Annotated in this window: 24 protein-coding genes; 13 read left to right on the plus strand and 11 right to left on the minus strand. The window is 65.0% G+C overall.

All coding sequences use genetic code 11. The features are described 5' to 3' along the window. The first annotated feature begins 89 nt into the window (after positions 1–89). The 4 genes from QRQ56_RS00935 (at position 90) to QRQ56_RS00950 (ending at position 2,124) form a co-directional block, all read left to right on the plus strand. Positions 90–911: a helix-turn-helix domain-containing protein gene (locus tag QRQ56_RS00935; RefSeq protein WP_438736923.1), complete on the plus strand. Its 822-nt coding sequence runs from the start codon at positions 90–92 to the stop codon at positions 909–911. Positions 912–995: 84 nt separating this feature from the next. Continuing rightward, complete coding sequence (locus QRQ56_RS00940; protein WP_438736926.1) at positions 996–1,661, plus strand: DsbA family oxidoreductase; 666 nt, start codon at positions 996–998, stop codon at positions 1,659–1,661. 56 nt (positions 1,662–1,717) lie between these two features. Further along, positions 1,718–1,921, plus strand: coding sequence for a type II toxin-antitoxin system HicB family antitoxin (locus QRQ56_RS00945; protein ID WP_438736928.1), 204 nt, complete (start codon positions 1,718–1,720; stop codon positions 1,919–1,921). Beyond that, positions 1,918–2,124: a type II toxin-antitoxin system HicA family toxin gene (locus QRQ56_RS00950; protein WP_438736929.1), complete on the plus strand. Its 207-nt coding sequence runs from the start codon at positions 1,918–1,920 to the stop codon at positions 2,122–2,124. Before QRQ56_RS00945 ends, QRQ56_RS00950 begins: the two co-directional genes overlap by 4 nt. Here QRQ56_RS00950 and QRQ56_RS00955 read toward each other — a convergent pair. From QRQ56_RS00955 to QRQ56_RS00970, 4 genes are all read right to left on the minus strand, one after another. Further along, complete coding sequence (locus QRQ56_RS00955; protein WP_438736931.1) at positions 2,087–3,292, minus strand: GNAT family N-acetyltransferase; 1,206 nt, start codon at positions 3,290–3,292, stop codon at positions 2,087–2,089. The genes QRQ56_RS00950 and QRQ56_RS00955 overlap by 38 nt on opposite strands. Before the next feature lie 152 nt (positions 3,293–3,444). Continuing rightward, positions 3,445–4,884, minus strand: coding sequence for a cytochrome c oxidase accessory protein CcoG (ccoG, locus tag QRQ56_RS00960; protein ID WP_438736933.1), 1,440 nt, complete (start codon positions 4,882–4,884; stop codon positions 3,445–3,447). A 39-nt stretch (positions 4,885–4,923) separates the two neighbouring features. After that, on the minus strand, positions 4,924–5,127 hold the full coding sequence (locus QRQ56_RS00965; protein WP_106951808.1) for a YgaP family membrane protein: 204 nt from the start codon (positions 5,125–5,127) through the stop codon (positions 4,924–4,926). A 94-nt stretch (positions 5,128–5,221) separates the two neighbouring features. Beyond that, positions 5,222–6,508, minus strand: a complete 1,287-nt coding sequence (locus QRQ56_RS00970; RefSeq protein WP_438736936.1) for an NAD(P)/FAD-dependent oxidoreductase — start codon at positions 6,506–6,508, stop codon at positions 5,222–5,224. A gap of 116 nt (positions 6,509–6,624) precedes the next feature. Here QRQ56_RS00970 and QRQ56_RS00975 point away from each other — a divergent pair, with 116 nt between their 5' ends. The 4 genes from QRQ56_RS00975 (at position 6,625) to QRQ56_RS00990 (ending at position 11,635) form a co-directional block, all read left to right on the plus strand. Then, positions 6,625–6,924, plus strand: a complete 300-nt coding sequence (locus QRQ56_RS00975; RefSeq protein ID WP_438736938.1) for an ArsR/SmtB family transcription factor — start codon at positions 6,625–6,627, stop codon at positions 6,922–6,924. Positions 6,925–7,036: 112 nt separating this feature from the next. Continuing rightward, the gene (locus tag QRQ56_RS00980; RefSeq protein WP_438740034.1) at positions 7,037–8,047 is read left to right on the plus strand and encodes an efflux RND transporter periplasmic adaptor subunit; all 1,011 of its coding nucleotides are present in this window, start codon (positions 7,037–7,039) and stop codon (positions 8,045–8,047) included. Next, entirely contained in the window at positions 8,044–11,271 is a 3,228-nt protein-coding gene (locus tag QRQ56_RS00985; protein WP_438736940.1) for an efflux RND transporter permease subunit, read from the plus strand. Before QRQ56_RS00980 ends, QRQ56_RS00985 begins: the two co-directional genes overlap by 4 nt. A 7-nt stretch (positions 11,272–11,278) precedes the next feature. After that, positions 11,279–11,635, plus strand: coding sequence for a carboxymuconolactone decarboxylase family protein (locus tag QRQ56_RS00990; protein WP_438736942.1), 357 nt, complete (start codon positions 11,279–11,281; stop codon positions 11,633–11,635). Positions 11,636–11,716: 81 nt separating this feature from the next. On the opposite strand, the gene QRQ56_RS00995 is transcribed toward QRQ56_RS00990, so the two are convergent. Continuing rightward, positions 11,717–12,049 carry a hypothetical protein gene (locus QRQ56_RS00995; RefSeq protein ID WP_438736944.1) on the minus strand — a complete coding sequence of 111 codons (333 nt, stop codon included), beginning with the start codon at positions 12,047–12,049 and terminating at the stop codon, positions 11,717–11,719. 102 nt (positions 12,050–12,151) lie between these two features. Continuing rightward, positions 12,152–12,556 carry a hypothetical protein gene (locus tag QRQ56_RS01000; protein ID WP_438736946.1) on the minus strand — a complete coding sequence of 135 codons (405 nt, stop codon included), beginning with the start codon at positions 12,554–12,556 and terminating at the stop codon, positions 12,152–12,154. A gap of 152 nt (positions 12,557–12,708) precedes the next feature. On the opposite strand from QRQ56_RS01000, the gene QRQ56_RS01005 reads away from it, so the two are divergent. After that, a complete protein-coding gene (locus tag QRQ56_RS01005) occupies positions 12,709–12,933 on the plus strand; it encodes a hypothetical protein (RefSeq protein ID WP_438736948.1) in 225 nt (74 codons plus the stop codon). Positions 12,934–13,292: 359 nt separating this feature from the next. Here QRQ56_RS01005 and QRQ56_RS01010 read toward each other — a convergent pair whose 3' ends face one another. Beyond that, positions 13,293–13,535 (minus strand): PilZ domain-containing protein, encoded by a 243-nt coding sequence (locus QRQ56_RS01010; RefSeq protein WP_438736949.1) that lies wholly within the window; start codon positions 13,533–13,535, stop codon positions 13,293–13,295. Positions 13,536–13,717: 182 nt separating this feature from the next. Between QRQ56_RS01010 and QRQ56_RS01015 the strand changes: the two genes are divergently transcribed. Next, on the plus strand, positions 13,718–14,011 hold the full coding sequence (locus QRQ56_RS01015) for an HdeA family protein (RefSeq protein ID WP_438736951.1): 294 nt from the start codon (positions 13,718–13,720) through the stop codon (positions 14,009–14,011). 129 nt (positions 14,012–14,140) lie between these two features. On the opposite strand, the gene QRQ56_RS01020 is transcribed toward QRQ56_RS01015, so the two are convergent. Continuing rightward, positions 14,141–14,605, minus strand: coding sequence for a PaaI family thioesterase (locus tag QRQ56_RS01020; protein WP_438736953.1), 465 nt, complete (start codon positions 14,603–14,605; stop codon positions 14,141–14,143). Positions 14,606–14,972: 367 nt separating this feature from the next. On the opposite strand from QRQ56_RS01020, the gene QRQ56_RS01025 reads away from it, so the two are divergent. Next, positions 14,973–15,266, plus strand: coding sequence for a hypothetical protein (locus QRQ56_RS01025; protein ID WP_438736954.1), 294 nt, complete (start codon positions 14,973–14,975; stop codon positions 15,264–15,266). A 109-nt stretch (positions 15,267–15,375) separates the two neighbouring features. Then, positions 15,376–15,630, plus strand: a complete 255-nt coding sequence (locus QRQ56_RS01030) for a hypothetical protein (RefSeq protein WP_438736956.1) — start codon at positions 15,376–15,378, stop codon at positions 15,628–15,630. 24 nt (positions 15,631–15,654) lie between these two features. Here QRQ56_RS01030 and QRQ56_RS01035 read toward each other — a convergent pair whose 3' ends face one another. Together QRQ56_RS01035 and QRQ56_RS01040 are read right to left on the minus strand one after the other, a co-directional pair. Beyond that, positions 15,655–15,888, minus strand: coding sequence for a DUF6894 family protein (locus QRQ56_RS01035; protein WP_438736958.1), 234 nt, complete (start codon positions 15,886–15,888; stop codon positions 15,655–15,657). A gap of 153 nt (positions 15,889–16,041) precedes the next feature. Beyond that, positions 16,042–16,242, minus strand: a complete 201-nt coding sequence (locus tag QRQ56_RS01040) for a hypothetical protein (RefSeq protein WP_438736960.1) — start codon at positions 16,240–16,242, stop codon at positions 16,042–16,044. A 244-nt stretch (positions 16,243–16,486) separates the two neighbouring features. Here QRQ56_RS01040 and QRQ56_RS01045 point away from each other — a divergent pair, with 244 nt between their 5' ends. Continuing rightward, positions 16,487–16,738, plus strand: a complete 252-nt coding sequence (locus QRQ56_RS01045) for a DUF2798 domain-containing protein (protein ID WP_438736962.1) — start codon at positions 16,487–16,489, stop codon at positions 16,736–16,738. Positions 16,739–17,256: 518 nt separating this feature from the next. On the opposite strand, the gene QRQ56_RS01050 is transcribed toward QRQ56_RS01045, so the two are convergent. Beyond that, positions 17,257–17,424: a hypothetical protein gene (locus tag QRQ56_RS01050; RefSeq protein WP_438736964.1), complete on the minus strand. Its 168-nt coding sequence runs from the start codon at positions 17,422–17,424 to the stop codon at positions 17,257–17,259. Between the last annotated feature and the right edge of the window lie 20 nt (positions 17,425–17,444).

Below are 17,444 nucleotides of genomic sequence, written 5' to 3' on the forward strand. Positions count from 1 at the left end.
TTGCGACCGAAGATGCGCCGGCCCGGAGGTCAATTCGATTACCTCGCGGGTAATGGAAGGGCCGAAATCTGCGTGATAGGTTTCCGGCCATGAACGCACATGCATCCACGGCACACACCGAACGCAGCCAGCCGGTCCATATCGGCGACCATTTGCGCGAATGGCGGCAGCGCCGCCGCATGAGCCAGCTCGATCTCGCGGGCGAGGCGGAGATCTCGGCACGGCACCTCAGCTTCGTCGAGACCGGCCGCGCCGCGCCCTCGCGCGACATAGTGCTCAGGCTCGCCGAGCGGCTCGACGTGCCCTTGCGCGAACGTAACGTGCTGCTGGTCGCGGCCGGCTTCGCGCCGGCCTTCCGGCAGCGGCCGCTGGAGGATCCCGCCTTGAAGTCAGCCCGTCAGGCGATCGACCTCGTGCTGAAGGCACACGAGCCCAATCCCGCGCTCGCGGTGGACCGGCACTGGAACCTGGTGTCGGCCAACCGCATGGTGGCGCCGCTGCTCGACGGCATTCCGCCGCACCTGCTCGGCCAGCCCTTCAACGTGCTCAGGCTCGCCTTCCATCCCGAGGCGCTGGCGCCGCGCACGGTCAACCTCGCCGAATGGTGCGGGCATCTCCTCGAGCGGCTGCATCGGCAATGCGAGGCGACGGCCGACCCTGAATTGATCAAGCTCTACGGCGATCTCAAGACCTATCCGATCCCGGCGCGGACGGGGCCGCTGTCGAGCGACAGCGTCGCGATCCCCTTCAAGCTGCGCCATGGCGGAGAGATCCTAAGTTTCTTCTCCACCACCATGGTGTTCGGCACGCCGGTCGACATCACCCTGTCCGAGCTGGCGCTGGAGACCTTCTTCCCGGCGGACGAGCGCACGGCCGAACGGCTGAAGCAGATGGCGGCAGCCATGACGTAGCGTCCCCGTCCGATGCCCTTGCGCCGTGCCCGGTTCGGCTTATCTTCCGGCAAACCCTTGACCTGCCCGAAGGAGGCGCCTGACATGAGCACGCTCAAACCGCTCCAGATCGATGTCGTCTCCGATGTGGTGTGCCCCTGGTGCTATATCGGCAAGCATCGGATCGAGAGCGCGCTGGCGCTGGTGCCGGACGTTCCGGTCAAGCTCAATTTCCGCCCGTTCTTCCTCAATCCCTGGGTGCCGCGCGAGGGCATCAGCCGCGAGGCCTACCTCACCCAGAAGTTCGGCTCGGTCGAAGCCTATAAGGGCATTGCCGGACGCGTCGTCGCGGCCGCGAGCGAGGAGGGCCTCGTCTACAAGCCGGAGCTGGTGGCGCGTCAACCCAACACCACCGACTGCCATCGCCTGATCCTGTGGGCGGAAGCGATCGGCAAGGCGCCCGAGATGAAGCAGCGCCTGATGGAGCTGTATTTCCGCGACGGCGGCGATCTCACCGATGTGAGCGTGCTGGTGCAGGCGGCCGCCGATGTCGGCCTCGATGCCGAGGATGTGCGCAAGCGCCTCGCCACCGACGAGGACGTCGCGCGCGTCTCGGCTGACGCGCAGGAAGCCGCCGAGAAGGGCATCTCCGGCGTCCCGACCTATGTGTTCGCGCAGAAATACGCCGTCTCCGGCGCGCAGGATCCTAACCTGCTCGCCCGCGCCATCCGCGAGGTCTCGGCGGAGATCAACACGCAGGCGGCGGAGTAGCCTTGCAGGTTGGATATATCGGCAGCTTGGGCGACTATCTGGGATGTGAGGTCATCATGAAGATCAAGATAGTTGTACACGAAGCCGAAGAGGGGGGCTTTTGGGCCGAGGTGCCGGCGATTCCTGGTTGCGCTACTGAAGGCGACACCATGGATGAGCTCATGGTCAATCTTCGTGATGCGATCGAGGGGTGCCTTTCCGTCGAAGTCGCGCCGCCGGAGCCCGGTGGCATCGAGCGTATCCTGGAATTGCCCGCATGAACTCTGTCTCCGGCCGGGAGTTCGCGCGCATTGTCGAACGCCGTGGTTGGAGCTTACTTCGGGTCAGCGGAAGCCATCACATCTACGGTAAGGCGGGCAGCGTCGTGCGTCTTTCCATACCGATCCGCGGCAGCAAGCCACTCAAGACAGGACTGCTGCGTCATCTCATGAAGATGGCAGATCTTTCGGACGCCGATCTTTAGTCCGCCGATTCCGGATGAAGCGAACGACAGTCCGCGCGGCCTCATGCGCGGCGTTGAGGCCGATCAGCGCGCCGTGCACCAGCGCCAAGACCGGGTCACGTCGGCGCAGCGGGATCAGCACGTCGCCGATTGCAAAGCGCCCGCGCCAGATCGGGTTGATCATGGGGTGGTCGGCGCCGGCCGTGGAATCCGCGCTTGTCATGGCGGGGTCGGCGCAGAGATGGCGGGTGAGCTCGAGCGTGAGCTGCACGCCCGGCGAATATCTCGCAAAGCGTTCGTCGATGCCGAGCTTGAAGAAAAAGGCGCGATCCTGGTGGCGCAGCACGATGCCGGCAGCGACCGGAATCGTCCCGGCGCGAAGCGTGATGATCTCGCACTGCGCGGTCTCGGCCAGCGCCGGCACGGCGCGGCGGATGAAGCTGGCATCGCCCGCATGCTGAACCAGCGCGGTGCCGCGCTTGCCCTTCCAGCCGCTGGCTTCGAGCTGCAGGAAGGTCTCGAGCGCGGGCCCGATCTCGTCCGGCCTGCGCGCGACGTCGAATGTAACAGGGCCATGCTCTTCGAGCCGGTGGCGCAGGCGGCGCAGCTCCTTGAGCTTCTTGGTGCCGAGTGCCCCGTGCAGCAGCGTTTCGGCCTCCTGCGTCGCATCGAGGCTGGCACGCATGTAGGAGGACAGCACGCGCGGCTTCAGACCGTCGCGGTCGAGGACCTGCCTGAGCGCATTCATGGCGGCGCCGTCGAGCGCGACGTCGTTCAGCACGAGCGCATGGGCGCCGGCCTCGCGAGCCTGCTGCAGCAGCCGTTTGGCCGCCTCGATCGGGGCGTCGCGGTCGAGCAGCGGGCTGCACAGCGTGCCGTAGGGATGCGCGCTCACCAGTGCGGGCAGGGGAATCTTCAGCGCGCGCCACAGCGAGATCACGGGCATCAGCCCGATCAGCCGCGGCGACGTTCCGTCAAAGGCGGGCAGGGCCGAGGCCGAGGTGCGGCCGCGCGCGGTGGCGCTGACGGCGAGCTCCCAGGCGGGCAAATAATATCCGTTCGGCTCGATCGCGCGCTGCGCCAGCGCGCGCCACTGGCCGGGGTCGATCGCAACGAGCGGGACGCACGCGGCCGCGGCATCCTCTGCGGATGCCGGATGGATCGCTGCCTGCTGCGCGATATCGACCACGTCCCCTCGTCCCGTCCACGCGGGCCAATGCCGCGTCACGTGGCCATCATTAGGGCAAAGGATGGAAAATACCGTTGGGACGCGGCTCCAATTCGAACGGTAATGTTAACGTCTCGTTGAGCATCCGCTGCCGGATGCTCGACGAGAGACCCTCATTTGTCGCCGGGCAGGAAGTGGTCACGGGCGCTCGCTCGGCCGCCGCCTGATGTATCGGTGATCGCGACCTCGAGATCGCGCGAGGTCTTCGGCAGATCGGCGGGCCCGACCTGCACCGACAGCCTGACTTCGCGGGTCTGGTCCTGTCCGACCTCGACGACGGGCTTGGCACCAGGCGCGGCCTCGATGCCGGCGACGCGAACGGTCGCTCCGGGCAGGCCGGAGACCTCGAGCGCGAACGACCGCTGCGCGCCCTTGTTGAGAATGCGCACGGTGTAGTCGTTGCGCACGCCGCCGTCGGACAGCTGAACGAACAGCGGATTGCGCTCGTGCAGCACGTTGACGTCCATCGTCGCGCGCGTGGCCAGCGTGTACACCATGACGCCGCCGACGATGGCGATCGCCGCGGTATAGATCAGCGTGCGTGCGCGGACGATGCGGTAGATCGGCGGCTTGCCCTCGCGCCGGCGCAGCATGTTGATGTCGGTGTCGTAGCCGATCAGGCCCTTGGGCCGACCGATCTCGCTCATCACGTTGTCGCACGCGTCGATGCACAGGCCGCACTGGATGCAGCCGAGCTGGATGCCGTGGCGGATGTCGACGCCGGTTGGGCAGACGTTGATGCACTGGTGACAGTCGACGCAATCGCCGGCGAAATCGCCCTGCGCGCGGGCGGCTTCCGCTTTCTTCACCGACATGCGCGGCTCGCCGCGGTCGCGGCGATAGGTGACGTTGAACGCCCATTCGTCGGTCAGGGCCGCCTGGATGCGCGGCCACGGGCACATGTAGATGCACATCTGCTCGCGGGCGTGGCCGGCGAAGACGTAGGTCGTCGCGGTCAGGATGCCGATCCAGAGATAGGCGATGAACGGGGCCTGGAAGGTCGCGAGCTCCTTCACCAGCGTCGGCGCGTCGTCGAAATACAGCACCCATGCGCCGCCGGTCCACCAGGCGATCATGATCCAGAGGAAATGCTTCAGCACGACTTTCCGGATGTGGCTGAACGTCCAGTAGCGCTTGTCGCCCTGCATGCGCTCGCGGCGGTCGCCTTCGACCCAGCGCTCGACCGCATAGAACAGATCGGTCCACACCGTCTGCGGGCACAGATAGCCGCACCACAGCCGTCCCGCGACGGCGTTCATCAGGAACAGCGCCATCGCCGCGATGATGAGCAGGCCGGTGAAGTAATAAACCTCCTGCGGCCACAGCTCGATGAAGAAGAAATAGAAGCGGCGATGCGGCAGGTCGATCAGCACGGCCTGGTCGGGCAGGCCGGGTCCGCGATTCCAGCGCACGAACGGCAACAGATAATAGATCCCGAGCGTGACGCACAGGATCGCCCATTTGATGCGGCGGAACGGCCCGTGGACCGATTGCGGATAGACCTTCCTGCGCTTCTCGTAGAGAGGCCCCTCGATGAAGGTGTCGTCGGTCATGGCAAATTCCCCCGCATCACTGGCTGCATTCGCACGCGTTCAGGAGAACGCGCAGCCGCTGCTCAGGCCGAGCTTCCTGAATACGATCGCGGCCGGGCAGAAGCCCGTGAACGAGGCCTGCAACATGTTCAGCCCGGCGAAGGCCGTCAGCAGGTACCAATACGCATTCACGTAGGTGCCGAGCGCAAGACCGAGCAGGACGACGAATCCCGCAAAGGCGAGGACGGCTCTATCGACATTCATGGCAGGCTCCTTTTGCTTATCAACGGGTCGGGTTGGTTCCGGTCCAGGCGATGGATGCCCCAGGCATCCATCGCGCCGGAATGGCGTGTCGTACTCATGTGCCGGTTCGGACCTCCTTGAGCTTGGCGATGTTCAGCTTGTCGAGAACGAAGCGCTCGTAGAACGGCTCGCTCTCGCCGCGCCGCATCTTGCGCAGGAAGTATTTCTCGAAGGCGACCTTGGCGAGGTGCACCCATTCGCCCTTGGATGACCAATTGACGTTGCGCGGCGGGATTTGCGGCTGCGCGAGGAAGGCGACGCCGGAATCGCCGAAATCGGCGAGGCAGATCGCGTTCCAGGTCGGCTGTGCCGTCGGTGCCTTGCCGCGGAGCAGGGCGCCGATGTTCATCGCGGTCGCCGTCACCATGGATTCGATCATGAAGCCGGTCTTGGGGACGCCCACCGGCACCGGTGTCGCGCCGACCGGTGCGATCGCGACACAGACGCCGACCGCAAACACGTTGGGGAAGGTCGGGTTCTGCTGATGCTTGTCGACGACGACGAAGCCGCGCGGATTGGTCAGCTTCTCGATGCCGCGCACCGCTTCGACGCCGCGGAAAGCAGGCAGCATCATCGAATAGACGAATGGCAATTCGTGCGCCTTGCGGGACGTGCCGTTGTCGGAAAGCTCCTCCACCGTCATCACGCCGGGTTCGATCTTGTCGACGCGGGCGTTGGTGATCCATTTGATGTGCTTCTCCCGCATCTCGCTTTCCAGGAGACCCTTGGTGTCGCCGACGCCGTCGAGACCGAGATGGCCGATATAGGGCTCCGAGGTGACGAAGGTCATCGGCACCCGGTCGCGCAGCTTCCGGCGGCGCAGCTCCGTTTCCAGGATGAAGAGGAACTCGTAGGCGGGTCCGAAGCAGGAGGCGCCCTGAACGGCGCCGATCACGACCGGACCGGGATTGGCCGCGAGTTGCTCGAAGGCGTCACGGGCATGCGCTGCGTGATCGACGTGGCAGATCGACTGCGTATGGCCCTGCGGCCCGAGGCCGGGGATTTCGTCGAAGGCAAGTTCGGGGCCGGTCGCGACCACCAGATAGTCATAATCGATCGACGTGCCGTCGCCGAGCTCGACACGGTTCTCCTCGGGATGTACGCGCTTTGCGCCCTGCGTCAATAGCCGCACGCCCTTGCGCTTCATGACGTCCGCGAGATCGATCTCGATCTCCTCGCGCTTGCGCCAGCCGATCGCCACCCATGGGTTCGACGGCACGAAATGATACACCGCGCCTTGCGAGATGACGCTGAGGCGGTCCTCTTTTCGCAACTGGGGCAGCAATTCATAGGCCATCAGCGTTCCGCTCAGTCCGGCTCCGACTACGACAACTTCCGCCATGGGTATCCTCCATTGGATCAGGCCGCATCACCGGTTCTATGCCGGCTGTCGTGCAGCGCTTGACTATATATTCGTAATTGCGTATATACGCAAGTATGAAAATAGATAGCGAGATCATGGAGCAGGCGGCGGATCAGGCGAGCGAGCTGCTCAAGGCGCTCTCGAACCGTCACCGTCTTCTCATCATCTGCCAGTTGATCGACGGCGAGCGGTCGGTCGGCGAGCTGGCCGAGTTCTTGAGCCTGCGGGACTCCACGGTCTCCCAGCATCTTGCGCTCCTTCGCAAGGATGGCCTGGTTGCCGCCAGGCGCGATGCGCAGACGATCTTCTATTCGATCGCCAGCGAGCCGGCCCGCAAAGTCCTGAAGACGCTCTACCAGGTGTTTTGCGCGCCGAAGTCCGCAAGGACGAAGTGAAGCCTAGGGAAGAGCGGGCGGGCGCGCCTTGCGCGAGATCAACGCGCCTTCGCCCGATGTCGATGAAATGAGAGGGCACCGCGGCGCGGTGTGATGAAAGATGACGACACGGATGTGTCCCTTGCAATCTCTGGCGCGTCTGGGGCTGCTGGCCGCATGGGCGGCGATCGGAATACCGGCGGGGTCCGCAACCGCCGCGGGCACGCTCATTGTTACGCAGCAGAAGGTCACCGACGAGAAGGCGGTGTTTGCGACCGTCGAGAGCATCAGCGTGGTCCCCGCGCGCAGCCGCATCGGCGGCACCGTCGTCCAGCTCAAGGTGCGGGAAGGGGATCGCGTCGCCGCAGGTCAGGTGATCGCGGCGGTCGGCGACGAGAAGCTGGTTCTCCAGATGAAATCGCTCGACGCGCAGATCGAGGCGCTGCAGGCCCAGGCCAGGCAGGCGCAGCTCGACTTCACCCGGACCGAAGGGCTGGTCGAGCGCGGCATCCTGCCGCGCGTCAAGCTCGACGAGCAGCGCACGGCGCTCAATGTCGCCGACAACGGCCTGCGCGCCAGGACCGCGGAGCGCGCCGTCATCAACGAACAGCTCAACCAGGGACAGGTGCTCGCGCCGACGGACGGGCGCGTGTTGAAGCGGTTGATCACCGTGGGATCCGTCATGCTCGCCGGCGATCCGATCGTGACGGTCGCCGAGCAGAACTTCAAGCTGCGGCTGCGCGTGCCGGAGCGCCACGCGCGCATTCTGAAGGCCGGCGACAAGGTCCGCGTCGATGGCGCCAAGCTGTCTGGTGAGGCTTCCAAATGGGGCGTGATCGACCTCGTCTATCCCCAGATCGAGGAGGGGCGCGTCATCGCGGACGCGACCGTCGAAGGGCTCGGCGAATATTTCGTCGGCGATCGCTTGCGGGTCTGGATCGCCGGCGCCGCGCGGCCGGCCTTCGTCATTCCCGCCGGTTATGTGACCACCCGGTTCGGCATCGATTACGTCCAGCTCCGGAAGGGCGACGCGACGATCGACGTGCCGGTGCAGCGCGGCCGCGACATGCCGACGCCATCGCTTCCCGACGGGCTTGAGATCCTGTCGGGCATCCGCACCGGTGACCAGTTGGTGCAGCCGTGAATCTCGGTCTGTCAGGGCGGCTGACCCGCTCGACCATCGCATCGCCGCTGACGCCGCTGTTCCTGCTCGGGGCGCTGGTCGTGGGGCTGATCGCCGTCGTGGTGATTCCGCGCGAGGAAGAGCCGCAGATCAGCGTTCCCATGGTGGACATCCGCGTCAATGCCGACGGCTTGCGCGCGCCCGACGCGGTGGAGCTGGTGAGCAAGCCGCTGGAATCGATCGTCAAGGGCATCGACGGCGTCGAGCACGTCTATAGCCAGACCGAGGACGATCGCGTGATGGTCACCGCGCGCTTCCTGGTCGGCACCAAGTTCGAGGATGCCATCCTGCGGGTGCACGAGAAGATCCGCGCCAATCTCGACCGCATTCCCGTCGGCATCCCCGAGCCGCTGATCGTCGGCCGCGGCATCAACGACGTCGCGGTGACGGTCTTGACACTGTCGCCGAAGCCGGAGGCCGCGAGCCGCTGGACCGACAAGGACATCTACGAACTCGCTGACAAGGTTCGCGCGGAGCTGATGAAGGTCGACGACGTCGGCCTCACCTACATCTCCGGCGGCGCCGCACAACAGATCCGGGTCGAGCCCGATCCGGAGAAGCTGTCGCTGTTCGGCGTCACGCTGCAGCAGCTCGTGGCCAAGGTGAAGGACGCCAATCGCTCGTTCCTGGCCGGGCAGGTTCGCGATGCCGGCACCGTGCGGAACGTCGCGGCAGGGCAGACGCTGTCAGGCATTCCCGACATCGGACTATTGCTGATCACAAGCCGCGACGGCCGGCCGGTCTACGTCAAGGACGTCGCCGCCGTCGTCGTCGGCCCGAGCACCGTCGAGCATCGCGTCTGGACGGATTCGCGTGGTGCAGGGGGGCAGTGGGCGCGCACACCGGCCGTCAGCCTGGCGCTGGCCAAACGGGCCGGCGCCAACGCGGTCGTCGTGTCCGAGAACATCGCCAAGCGCCTCGACGGGTTGAAGTCGCGCCTGATTCCTGAGGACGTCCAGCTGACGGTGACGCGCGACTATGGCGAGACCGCCAACGAGAAGGCCAACGAGCTTCTGTTCCATCTCGGCCTCGCCACTATCTCGATCGTCGTCCTGATCGCGATCGCGATCGGCTGGCGCGAGGCGCTGGTGACCTTCGTCGTGATCCCCACGACGATCCTGCTGACGATGTTCGCCGCCAATTTGATGGGCTACACCATCAACCGCGTCAGCCTGTTCGCGCTGATCTTCTCCATCGGCATTCTCGTCGACGATGCCATCGTCGTGGTCGAGAACATCGCGCGGCACTGGGGCATGCGCGACGGCCGGCCGCGCTTGCAGGCGACCATCGAAGCGGTGGCGGAGGTCGGCAACCCCACCATCGTCGCGACGCTGACCGTGGTCGCCGCGCTGTTGCCCATGCTGTTCGTGTCGGGCCTGATGGGCCCCTACATGGCGCCGATCCCGGCCAACGCGTCGGCGGCGATGCTGTTCTCGTTCTTCGTTGCGATGGTGGTCGCGCCCTGGCTGATGCTCAAGCTCGCGCCGAAGGGCGAGGCGGCCTCCGCACATGCGGCGCACGACGAAGGCCGGCTTGGCCGGCTCTATCGCCGCTTCGCCGCGCCGATCGTGCGCAGCAAGCGTTCGGCCTGGATCTTCCTGCTCGGCGTCGGCATCGCGACGCTGTTGTCGATGACGCTGTTTGCGACCAAGTCGGTGACGGTCAAGCTGCTGCCGTTCGACAACAAGTCCGAGATTGCCGTGGTGGTCGATTTGCCGGAGGGGGCGAGCCTGGAGGCGACCGAGCGCACGCTGTTCGGCGCGGCGGAGATCGCGCGGCAATTGCCCGAGGTCACCTCGCTGCAATCCTATGCCGGCACGCCCGCGCCCTTCAATTTCAACGGGCTGGTACGGCACTATTATCTGCGCCAGAGGCCCGAGCTCGGCGAGGTGCAGGTCAATCTCGCCGCACGCGGCGAGCGTAAGCGCGCGAGCCACGAGATCGCGCTGGAGCTGCGCGAAAAGCTGAAGGCGCTCGATCCGCCTGCTGGCACCAGCATCAAGGTGGTCGAGGTACCGCCGGGGCCGCCGGTGCTGTCGACTCTGCTCGCCGAGGTCTACGGTCCCGATGCGGCCACGCGCCGTGCGGTCACGGCCGAGCTCAAGAAGGTGTTCGCGGAAGTGCCGTTCATCGTCGACATCGACGATTCCATCGGCGACAAGCGGCCGCGCTTGCGGCTCTCGATCGACCAGGACCGGCTCGAATTCTTCGGCGTCGAGCAGCGCGACGTCTATGACACCATCCAGGCGTTGTTCGGCGGCATCTCGATCGGCTATTCGCATCGCGGCGAGGACCGCAACCCGATCGAGATCGCGGTGCATCTCGGAAAGCGCGATCTGGTCTGGGACGAGGCGCTGGCCTCGACGCCGGTTCCGGCCAACACGGTGCCCGGCAGCAAGACGGTGGTCGAGCTCGGCCAGGTCGTGAAGGCGACCATGGAGGAAGGCTCGCCGACGATCTTCCGCCGCGACGGGCGCTTTGCCGACATGGTGATGGCCGAGCTCGCCGGGCGCTTCGAGGCGCCGCTTTACGGCATGCTCGCGGTTGCCGATCGGGTGGAAGCGCATGACTGGGGCAAGCTGACGAAGCCCGCGATCAGCCTGCACGGCCGGCCTTCGGACGAGTCGCGTCCGACGCTGCTGTGGGACGGCGAATGGGAGATCACCTGGGTGACCTTCCGCGACATGGGCGCCGCCTTTGGCGCGGCCATCCTCGGCATCTACGTGCTGGTCGTCGCCCAGTTCAGGAGCTTCCGCCTGCCGCTGGTGATCCTGACGCCCATCCCGTTGACCCTGATCGGCATCCTGATCGGGCACTGGCTCTTGAGCGCGCCGTTTACCGCGACCTCGATGATCGGATTCATCGCGCTCGCCGGCATCATCGTGCGCAACTCGATCCTGTTGGTCGATTTCATTGGGCATAGCGGCTCAGACGGAAAGTCGCTGCGCGAGGTAGTGCTCGAAGCCGGCGCGGTCCGTTTCAAGCCTATCCTGCTCACCGCGCTTGCGGCCATGATCGGGGCGGCGACCATCCTGCTCGACCCGATCTTCCAGGGATTGGCGATTTCGCTCCTGTTCGGGCTTGCGTCATCGACGCTGCTGACCGTGCTGGTGATCCCCGCGATCTACATCGCCTTGCGCGCCCCGCGCGAGGCGGCTTCGACCACAGTCAAATCCAACTCATGAGGATCCCATGGACAAGAACTACGTCGACATCACCAGGAACATCTCCGCCAATTTGAAGAAGCTGCGAAGCGACATTCCCGACACGATGAAGGGATTTTCCGTGCTCGCCCAGGCCGCCACACGGGACGGCGCGCTGGACAAGAAGACCAAGGAGCTGATGGCGCTGGCGCTCGGCGTCGCCGCGCATTGCGACGGTTGCATCGGATTCCACACCGAGGCGCTCGTCAAGCTCGGTGCGACCCGCGAGGAGATCGAGGAGACGCTGGGCATGGCCGTCTATATGGGCGGCGGACCATCGCTGATGTATGCGGCCGATGCGATCGCCGCGTACGAGCAATTCCAGCAGCAATCGACCGCGGGATAACCATCGCGGGCCCCTTGCAAAATCATACGAACGGGACCGGGCGAGTTGCCTCGTCCGGTCCCGAACATCTGCCTTCGTCAATTACCAGCGGTCGCCGACGCCCACACCGACGCTGACGCCAGGTGCGCGAATGCCGACACCGGCGCGCGGGCCGTCATCCCAGTCGCGGTGATAGGACCGGCGCTCGTAATAGTGTTCGCGCGGCATGTAATTGTAGGAATCGCGCACGACCACGCGCGCACCGCCGCGGGTGCGATAGCAGCGGCCGGCGTCGTCGCAGACCAGCCGCACCTGCTGAACGAGATCCGGATTGGCGTACTCGCTGCTCGTATAGATATCGGAAGCCTTCGCGCCCGAAACGACTGCCAAGGCACCCACGCCGGCCAGCAGCGCAATCGTAAATGTCTTCATCATGTCCTCCTCCAAAACTGCCCTCGGCGGTAACAAGAAGGGGAGGCGGTGATCGTTCCGGCCACAATGCTGGTTTTTCCCGGAACCTTCGTCTTGCAGCGGTTCCTAGATCGGCTCGTACGTTTCGGTGCCGCAGATGTCCTCGGCCTCGGCGCGCCGGCGGTCGACCACCTTTCCGTTCTTGATGGTCACGATGTAGGTCTGGGCGCCGAGCGTGCTCCCGGTCGCGGAGGTGAGCTGCGCGCGAACGCAAGCCGTCCAGCCCGGACCGCGCACCTCATGATGGGGCGGGGCGACGTGCACCTCGCGCGGATTGGAGGTGGTGAGAAAGAGGACGTCGATCTGCTCGCGCACCAGGCGCCTGACGTCGGGAGGCGCTTCGGGCGGCGCCTGCTCGACCTCCTTCATGCGCATGAACTCGGGCACCGGCGCGCGGCTGTCCGCAACGCCGCAGGCGCCGAGCGCGAGCGCGCCGGCGAGCAGCGCCGCATGAGCAATGATCCGCAACATTCCTGAGGGTCCCCTGCGGGCCAACAGATAGGCACGAATGCGATCCGGCGAAGTCCCGGGCGATCAAGATTTGCTGAAGCCTCGGCCCCCGCGGCATTTGCTATTCCGCGATTGCGGGCTAGTTTGTATCCCAGAGGAAGGGGATTGCGCCAATGAGGATTTTGGTCATCGCAGCCGCCGTCCTGCTACTTGCGGCCGCCTCGGTGCAGGCGCAGGGCCGGCGGCCACCCCAGGACGCAGGCAAGAAGGCGGACAACACGGCCAAGGTCGACGAGAAGGCCTACAAAGCCGCGCTCGACCGCATTCCCGAGCCCAAGGACAAGTACGATCCGTGGGGCGGGGCCCGTCCGAGCGAACCCGCCAAGAAGTCCAAATAGAGCAAGCCTAGGGCGGCGCTGGACCTCGAATTCCGCGCCGGCGATTGCGTGATGACGTCGCCCGAGATGTTGTAACGAAGGCAGCTTCCGGGCGAGGTGTCGCCTCGCCGAGGGGCTTCCGATGCTGCGTGTTCTGCCACTCAGCGCAGCGAGGTCAGGGTGCCGAGGCGCATCGATCCGAAGATCGCTCCGGCCATCGTCCCACTGATGCTTGCGTCAGTCTCACTTACGGAATCGCTGACGAGGCGGTTGCGATCTCAGCGCGATTCTGGCTTTGCGCGCTCGTGTCGTGGCGCGTCAGATCGCGTCATCATAATCGTTTGTGGATGCGATGCGAATGATCGTTCACATCGCGCGCGCTATTGCACGAAGGCGAGGCCGACGCGCTTGTCACTGCGCCAAACTGTGCGACAATTCCGCACGAAATCGTCGCACGCGATCGAGAGCGTGAGCGATTGCGGCAACGTGACGGGGGCATCGAGGTCGATCGCTGCGCCGCCCTCCGACATGTTTCGCACGGTGCAGGAGATGCCGCCGTTTTCGAAGGTGATCGTTCCACCCTTGAAAACACGGTAACGCTGCGCTGTACGCTTCTCGATCATTGGCGTCGGTCCATCATGATGATCGTGGAGTAGTGCATAGAAATTACGTTGAAATAAACTCAATACTGGCGCTACTTGGATGGCGTTTCAGACTTCGTTTACGACCTTCGCGCGGAGAGCCTCTCCGCCGACTTTAACGACAAGCCTTTCTTTTATGGCGCTGCGCGCCGATGGAGATTCTGATGAAGACCACGCTTTCGCTTCTGCTTGCTGCGGCGTTCTCGCTGTCGTCGATACCGGCCCACGCCGTCAAATGGGACCTCTCGACCATGACCTGCAAGCAATTCCTCGACAGCGGCGAAGACAACATCGCGGTCGTGCTGACCTGGATGGATGGCTGGTACAAGGGCGACGAGGACAACGCGATCATCGACACCGAGGTGTTCATCGACAACGCCAAGAAGTTCGGTGCCTATTGCGGAAAGAATCCGACCGTCAGCGTCGTGACCGCGGCCGACGAGATTCTCGGCAAGTAACGCTGCGAAGCTGGACGACCGGGGCGCGATCGCATCGTGCCTCGGTCTTGCGCTTCAGTCTTACGCTTCGACAGGGATCATGGAGAGCCGCGTCGGGTCTTGGGCCCCTCGCGGCTCTCGTCGTTTCGATCAGCCCGGCAGCATCGCGAACGCGCTCGACACCATCGCCACCGGCTTGTTGTCGGTCGCCGAGAGCAGCGTGACGCGGCCAAAGCTCATGGTGCGCCCGAGCCGGACCACGCGCGCATCCGCCAGCACGTCCGACGAAGACACCGCGCGCATGAAATGCGTGGTCTGGTCGACCGTCGTCATCGGGCGATAGCCGCGATTGGCGGCCAGAATAGCAATCACCATCGCGGTGTCGGCAAGTGCCATCAGGGCCTGGCCACAGACCACGCCGCCGTGCCGGCACAACCGCTCCGAAAACGGCATGCGCAGCACCGCGCCGGGCTGCCAGTCCGGCTCGCCAGCGGGCTGCGCGTGCTCGATCTGCTCGACCGCGAGGTTGAGATCCTGGACCCAGGGCGCGAAGACCTCGCCGAGGATGCGTCTGGCGTCGGGCAGGCCGAATTCGGCGTCTGGCGGGGTTTGCATTGCTGTCGCACTCTCCTGGTTTGCCGGATGTTTCGACCCATTGTGCGCGCATCGGCGCGGCAAAGTCACCCGGTGCGGCCGGCCCCCTCGGCTTGAAAATGCCTGACTTGGCCCGATATGATGCCCGCTTGGGTAGGGGGGATGATGTTGCGCCGGTGTGTTCTCGTTATATGCATGGTCGCGCTCGGCCTCGCGCTGGGCGGGTGCACCAAATGCGGTCCGATCTGGGACGACTGGCTGCACGGACCCAAATCCTGCCGGTCGGACCGGCTTTAGCGGCCCCATGGCCCCGTCGGCCGCGACCCCCTGTGACAAGGATGACGAGGCGCGGGCGATCCGTGCCTCAAGGATGATCAAGGAGTGGACGATGAAGCTTTTCCGTTTGGCCGCGGTGCTGGCCGTGCTGGCGGGACCGGCCTATGCGCAAATGCCCAATTTGAATTTGCTGCAGGACGCCCCGAGCAAGACCCCCGAGGAAAAGGCCGCGGAAGCCGAGCGTGACAAGGCCTACAAGGAAACGCTGAAGAAGATTCCGGACTCCAAGACCTCCAACGATCCCTGGGGCGGCATGCGGTCCGACCCGCCGAAACAGCCGGCCCCGAAGGCCTCGGCCGCAACCAGCGCGCCGAAGAAGTCCAAGACCGGTACGGCCGCCAACTGACCCAGTCCTGTCCGGGGGCCATATGGCGCCTTCTGACGAGGGACTCCTCTTCGTTCGGCCGGCGCCCTACATTTGGCAGGGTGTGAGTTTGCGTAGAGGAGGGCAGGACATGGCCGATCGTCCGCGGGATCTCGCCGAGCGGATGGCGCGCCGGCGCAAGCCGGCGGCCGGGCCCGGCCAAGCGGCCGGCGACGGCTATCTGCGCGAGACCTTCACGCTGCCGCGCGCGGCAGCGCGGGAACGGGCCCAGGCCTTCTTCGCCCGCTACCCCAAGGCCGGCTATATGAGCGTGGTCGAGACCTGGCGCGAACTGCCCGGCGGCGACATCGAATTCACCATGCGGCGGCTGCCCAGCGCGGACTGACGCGGGCCTGCTCGAGGGCTCTTGCTAGTCGAGGGTTTCGGCGACGATGCGGATCCGGAACACGGGCTCCTTGGCCTCGTCCAGCAGCTCCATCTGCCATTCGGAATTTTCCTGGAGCTTGCGGGCAAGGCCGGCGGTCATGTCGGCGCAGACGCTGGTCATCTCTTTCCAGGCCGAATCGCGATCGGCGAACTCCGTCGCCTGATCGGCGCAGCCGGAGTATGGGCCATTCCGAATTCGAAAGAAAAACAGCGGCATGGCTGGCACCGATCGCGCGTGACGGCCTCGCCCCAAGGTCCACGGGCGCGCGCAGTCCAATCCCAAACCCGCGTCAGATCAATTCCGGGCGGCTACGGATCATGCCGCCGCGGGCCGTGGCGTAACGGCGCGGCACCGCACGACCATCGACCGCTAGCCGGCCGGCTCGAGCCCTTGTTGCGCGAAGCGCTTCAGCTCCCGATCGATTCGCAATTGCACGCGCCGGATCGCGAGCAGGTCGATCTTGGTCTCGGTCCTGCCGGACTTGACCTGCTCGCCGATGCGGAACTGCCACTGCCAAATGCCGGGACTCGCCGTTTTGGCAACGGTGAACTCAACGCCCCTGTGATTCATGGCAACCTCCCACGATTCACTTTCCATGATTTGCTAACATGTTGGTCGTCATAATATTCCGGCGACGAACAAAATCCGTGGACCTTCAGCCGACCCCGTGGTTCTCCGACCATGAACAGAGTTCCTGGGTTGCGTCCTAACTGTGTTCGCGCAATCGGTTAAAGTGCCTCAAAGGCTCCCGGTTCCCTGCAAGCGGCATGTGCCTTGCTTCGGTCTGGCGACCCGCAAGCAATATGGACCCGACATGCTCGGCATACCCCGGCGCTACAGTCACTTCGTCTTCGGCATCATCCAGTCCGGCTTGACCTCGCTGATCGCGGCGGGGATCGCCAGCCTGCCTGCGGCGAGCGCCACGATCTTCGTCGGACATTGGATGGTGTCGTGGCTGATCGCCTGGGCCGCGATGCTGCCGATCGTGGTGCTGGCCGCGCCTGCGATCCGCGCCTTCTCGCTGCGCCTGACGCGGGAGGAGACGAAGGGGGAAAGCCCGGCATGAAAAAGCCCCGCCTGGGGAGAGCCAAGCGGGGCCGAGAGTTATTGGAGGCTGAGGTGCTGGGCTGCAACACCATAGCCACATCACCCTAGCGGGCTCCGCTTACGACAGCCTGACAGGTCGCGGATTTTGCGTTTGGGGTCGCAGACTGACCCCGCACCCGTCCCAATTTCGACATTCGTTCGCACAACTGCCGACACACCCGTCGGCAAGATTCATCCCGTTCGGCGCAGTCATGGGGGAAACGTGGCACGCCGGCAACGGGGTGGCATCATGGATAACGTAGAGCGGTCTTTCGCCGCCGCGACAGCGGCTGGCTTCGTCGTGCTGGTGATCGGCCTCGTGCTGCTGGCGCTGCTGTAAGGACACGCCGCAGCCGCGCCCTCGTTGATCGCGAGCGCAAGGCCAGACTCAAAACTGGAAAACAACCCCATGCACAGTAGGCGGCATGGAAAATTCTTCGGTTTTTCAAGAGCTTGGAGGTAGTGTTCAGATACCTCTAGAGCCCTGCCGGGGCCGTTCTAGTGGATGTTGATCTCGTTCAGGGGAAGTCGGAGCTCGCTGGCACGCTCTTCGCGGTCCTTCCTGCGGAACTCGTTTTCCTTGCGCTCGAACTTGATGAGCTCGTCATAGGCCGCTTCCAGCCGGGGATTCCGCCCGGTGGTTTCGCGGTGCTTGTCCTCAGTCATGACAGGGGTCCCCACAATTG

Origin of the sequence: Bradyrhizobium sp. U531 (genome assembly GCF_051710265.1) — a bacterium.
Lineage (GTDB): Bacteria > Pseudomonadota > Alphaproteobacteria > Rhizobiales > Xanthobacteraceae > Bradyrhizobium.

What these genes read in the sequence shown, in the direction of transcription:
- QRQ56_RS00935 (WP_438736923.1), top strand. Translation starts at nt 90, where the DNA reads ATGAACGCACATGCATCCACGGCACACACCGAACGCAGCCAGCCGGTC.
- QRQ56_RS00965 (WP_106951808.1), bottom strand. Translation starts at nt 5,127, where the DNA reads ATGAATGTCGATAGAGCCGTCCTCGCCTTTGCGGGATTCGTCGTCCTG.
- QRQ56_RS01030 (WP_438736956.1), top strand. Translation starts at nt 15,376, where the DNA reads ATGGCCGATCGTCCGCGGGATCTCGCCGAGCGGATGGCGCGCCGGCGC.
- QRQ56_RS00990 (WP_438736942.1), top strand. Translation starts at nt 11,279, where the DNA reads ATGGACAAGAACTACGTCGACATCACCAGGAACATCTCCGCCAATTTG.
- QRQ56_RS00950 (WP_438736929.1), top strand. Translation starts at nt 1,918, where the DNA reads ATGAACTCTGTCTCCGGCCGGGAGTTCGCGCGCATTGTCGAACGCCGT.
- QRQ56_RS00945 (WP_438736928.1), top strand. Translation starts at nt 1,718, where the DNA reads ATGAAGATCAAGATAGTTGTACACGAAGCCGAAGAGGGGGGCTTTTGG.
- QRQ56_RS00970 (WP_438736936.1), bottom strand. Translation starts at nt 6,508, where the DNA reads ATGGCGGAAGTTGTCGTAGTCGGAGCCGGACTGAGCGGAACGCTGATG.
- QRQ56_RS01015 (WP_438736951.1), top strand. Translation starts at nt 13,718, where the DNA reads ATGAAGACCACGCTTTCGCTTCTGCTTGCTGCGGCGTTCTCGCTGTCG.
- QRQ56_RS01020 (WP_438736953.1), bottom strand. Translation starts at nt 14,605, where the DNA reads ATGCAAACCCCGCCAGACGCCGAATTCGGCCTGCCCGACGCCAGACGC.
- QRQ56_RS01025 (WP_438736954.1), top strand. Translation starts at nt 14,973, where the DNA reads ATGAAGCTTTTCCGTTTGGCCGCGGTGCTGGCCGTGCTGGCGGGACCG.
- QRQ56_RS01010 (WP_438736949.1), bottom strand. Translation starts at nt 13,535, where the DNA reads ATGATCGAGAAGCGTACAGCGCAGCGTTACCGTGTTTTCAAGGGTGGA.
- QRQ56_RS00980 (WP_438740034.1), top strand. Translation starts at nt 7,037, where the DNA reads ATGTGTCCCTTGCAATCTCTGGCGCGTCTGGGGCTGCTGGCCGCATGG.
- QRQ56_RS00940 (WP_438736926.1), top strand. Translation starts at nt 996, where the DNA reads ATGAGCACGCTCAAACCGCTCCAGATCGATGTCGTCTCCGATGTGGTG.
- QRQ56_RS01045 (WP_438736962.1), top strand. Translation starts at nt 16,487, where the DNA reads ATGCTCGGCATACCCCGGCGCTACAGTCACTTCGTCTTCGGCATCATC.
- QRQ56_RS01005 (WP_438736948.1), top strand. Translation starts at nt 12,709, where the DNA reads ATGAGGATTTTGGTCATCGCAGCCGCCGTCCTGCTACTTGCGGCCGCC.
- QRQ56_RS01040 (WP_438736960.1), bottom strand. Translation starts at nt 16,242, where the DNA reads ATGAATCACAGGGGCGTTGAGTTCACCGTTGCCAAAACGGCGAGTCCC.
- QRQ56_RS00975 (WP_438736938.1), top strand. Translation starts at nt 6,625, where the DNA reads ATGGAGCAGGCGGCGGATCAGGCGAGCGAGCTGCTCAAGGCGCTCTCG.
- QRQ56_RS01000 (WP_438736946.1), bottom strand. Translation starts at nt 12,556, where the DNA reads ATGTTGCGGATCATTGCTCATGCGGCGCTGCTCGCCGGCGCGCTCGCG.
- ccoG (WP_438736933.1), bottom strand. Translation starts at nt 4,884, where the DNA reads ATGACCGACGACACCTTCATCGAGGGGCCTCTCTACGAGAAGCGCAGG.
- QRQ56_RS01035 (WP_438736958.1), bottom strand. Translation starts at nt 15,888, where the DNA reads ATGCCGCTGTTTTTCTTTCGAATTCGGAATGGCCCATACTCCGGCTGC.
- QRQ56_RS00995 (WP_438736944.1), bottom strand. Translation starts at nt 12,049, where the DNA reads ATGATGAAGACATTTACGATTGCGCTGCTGGCCGGCGTGGGTGCCTTG.
- QRQ56_RS01050 (WP_438736964.1), bottom strand. Translation starts at nt 17,424, where the DNA reads ATGACTGAGGACAAGCACCGCGAAACCACCGGGCGGAATCCCCGGCTG.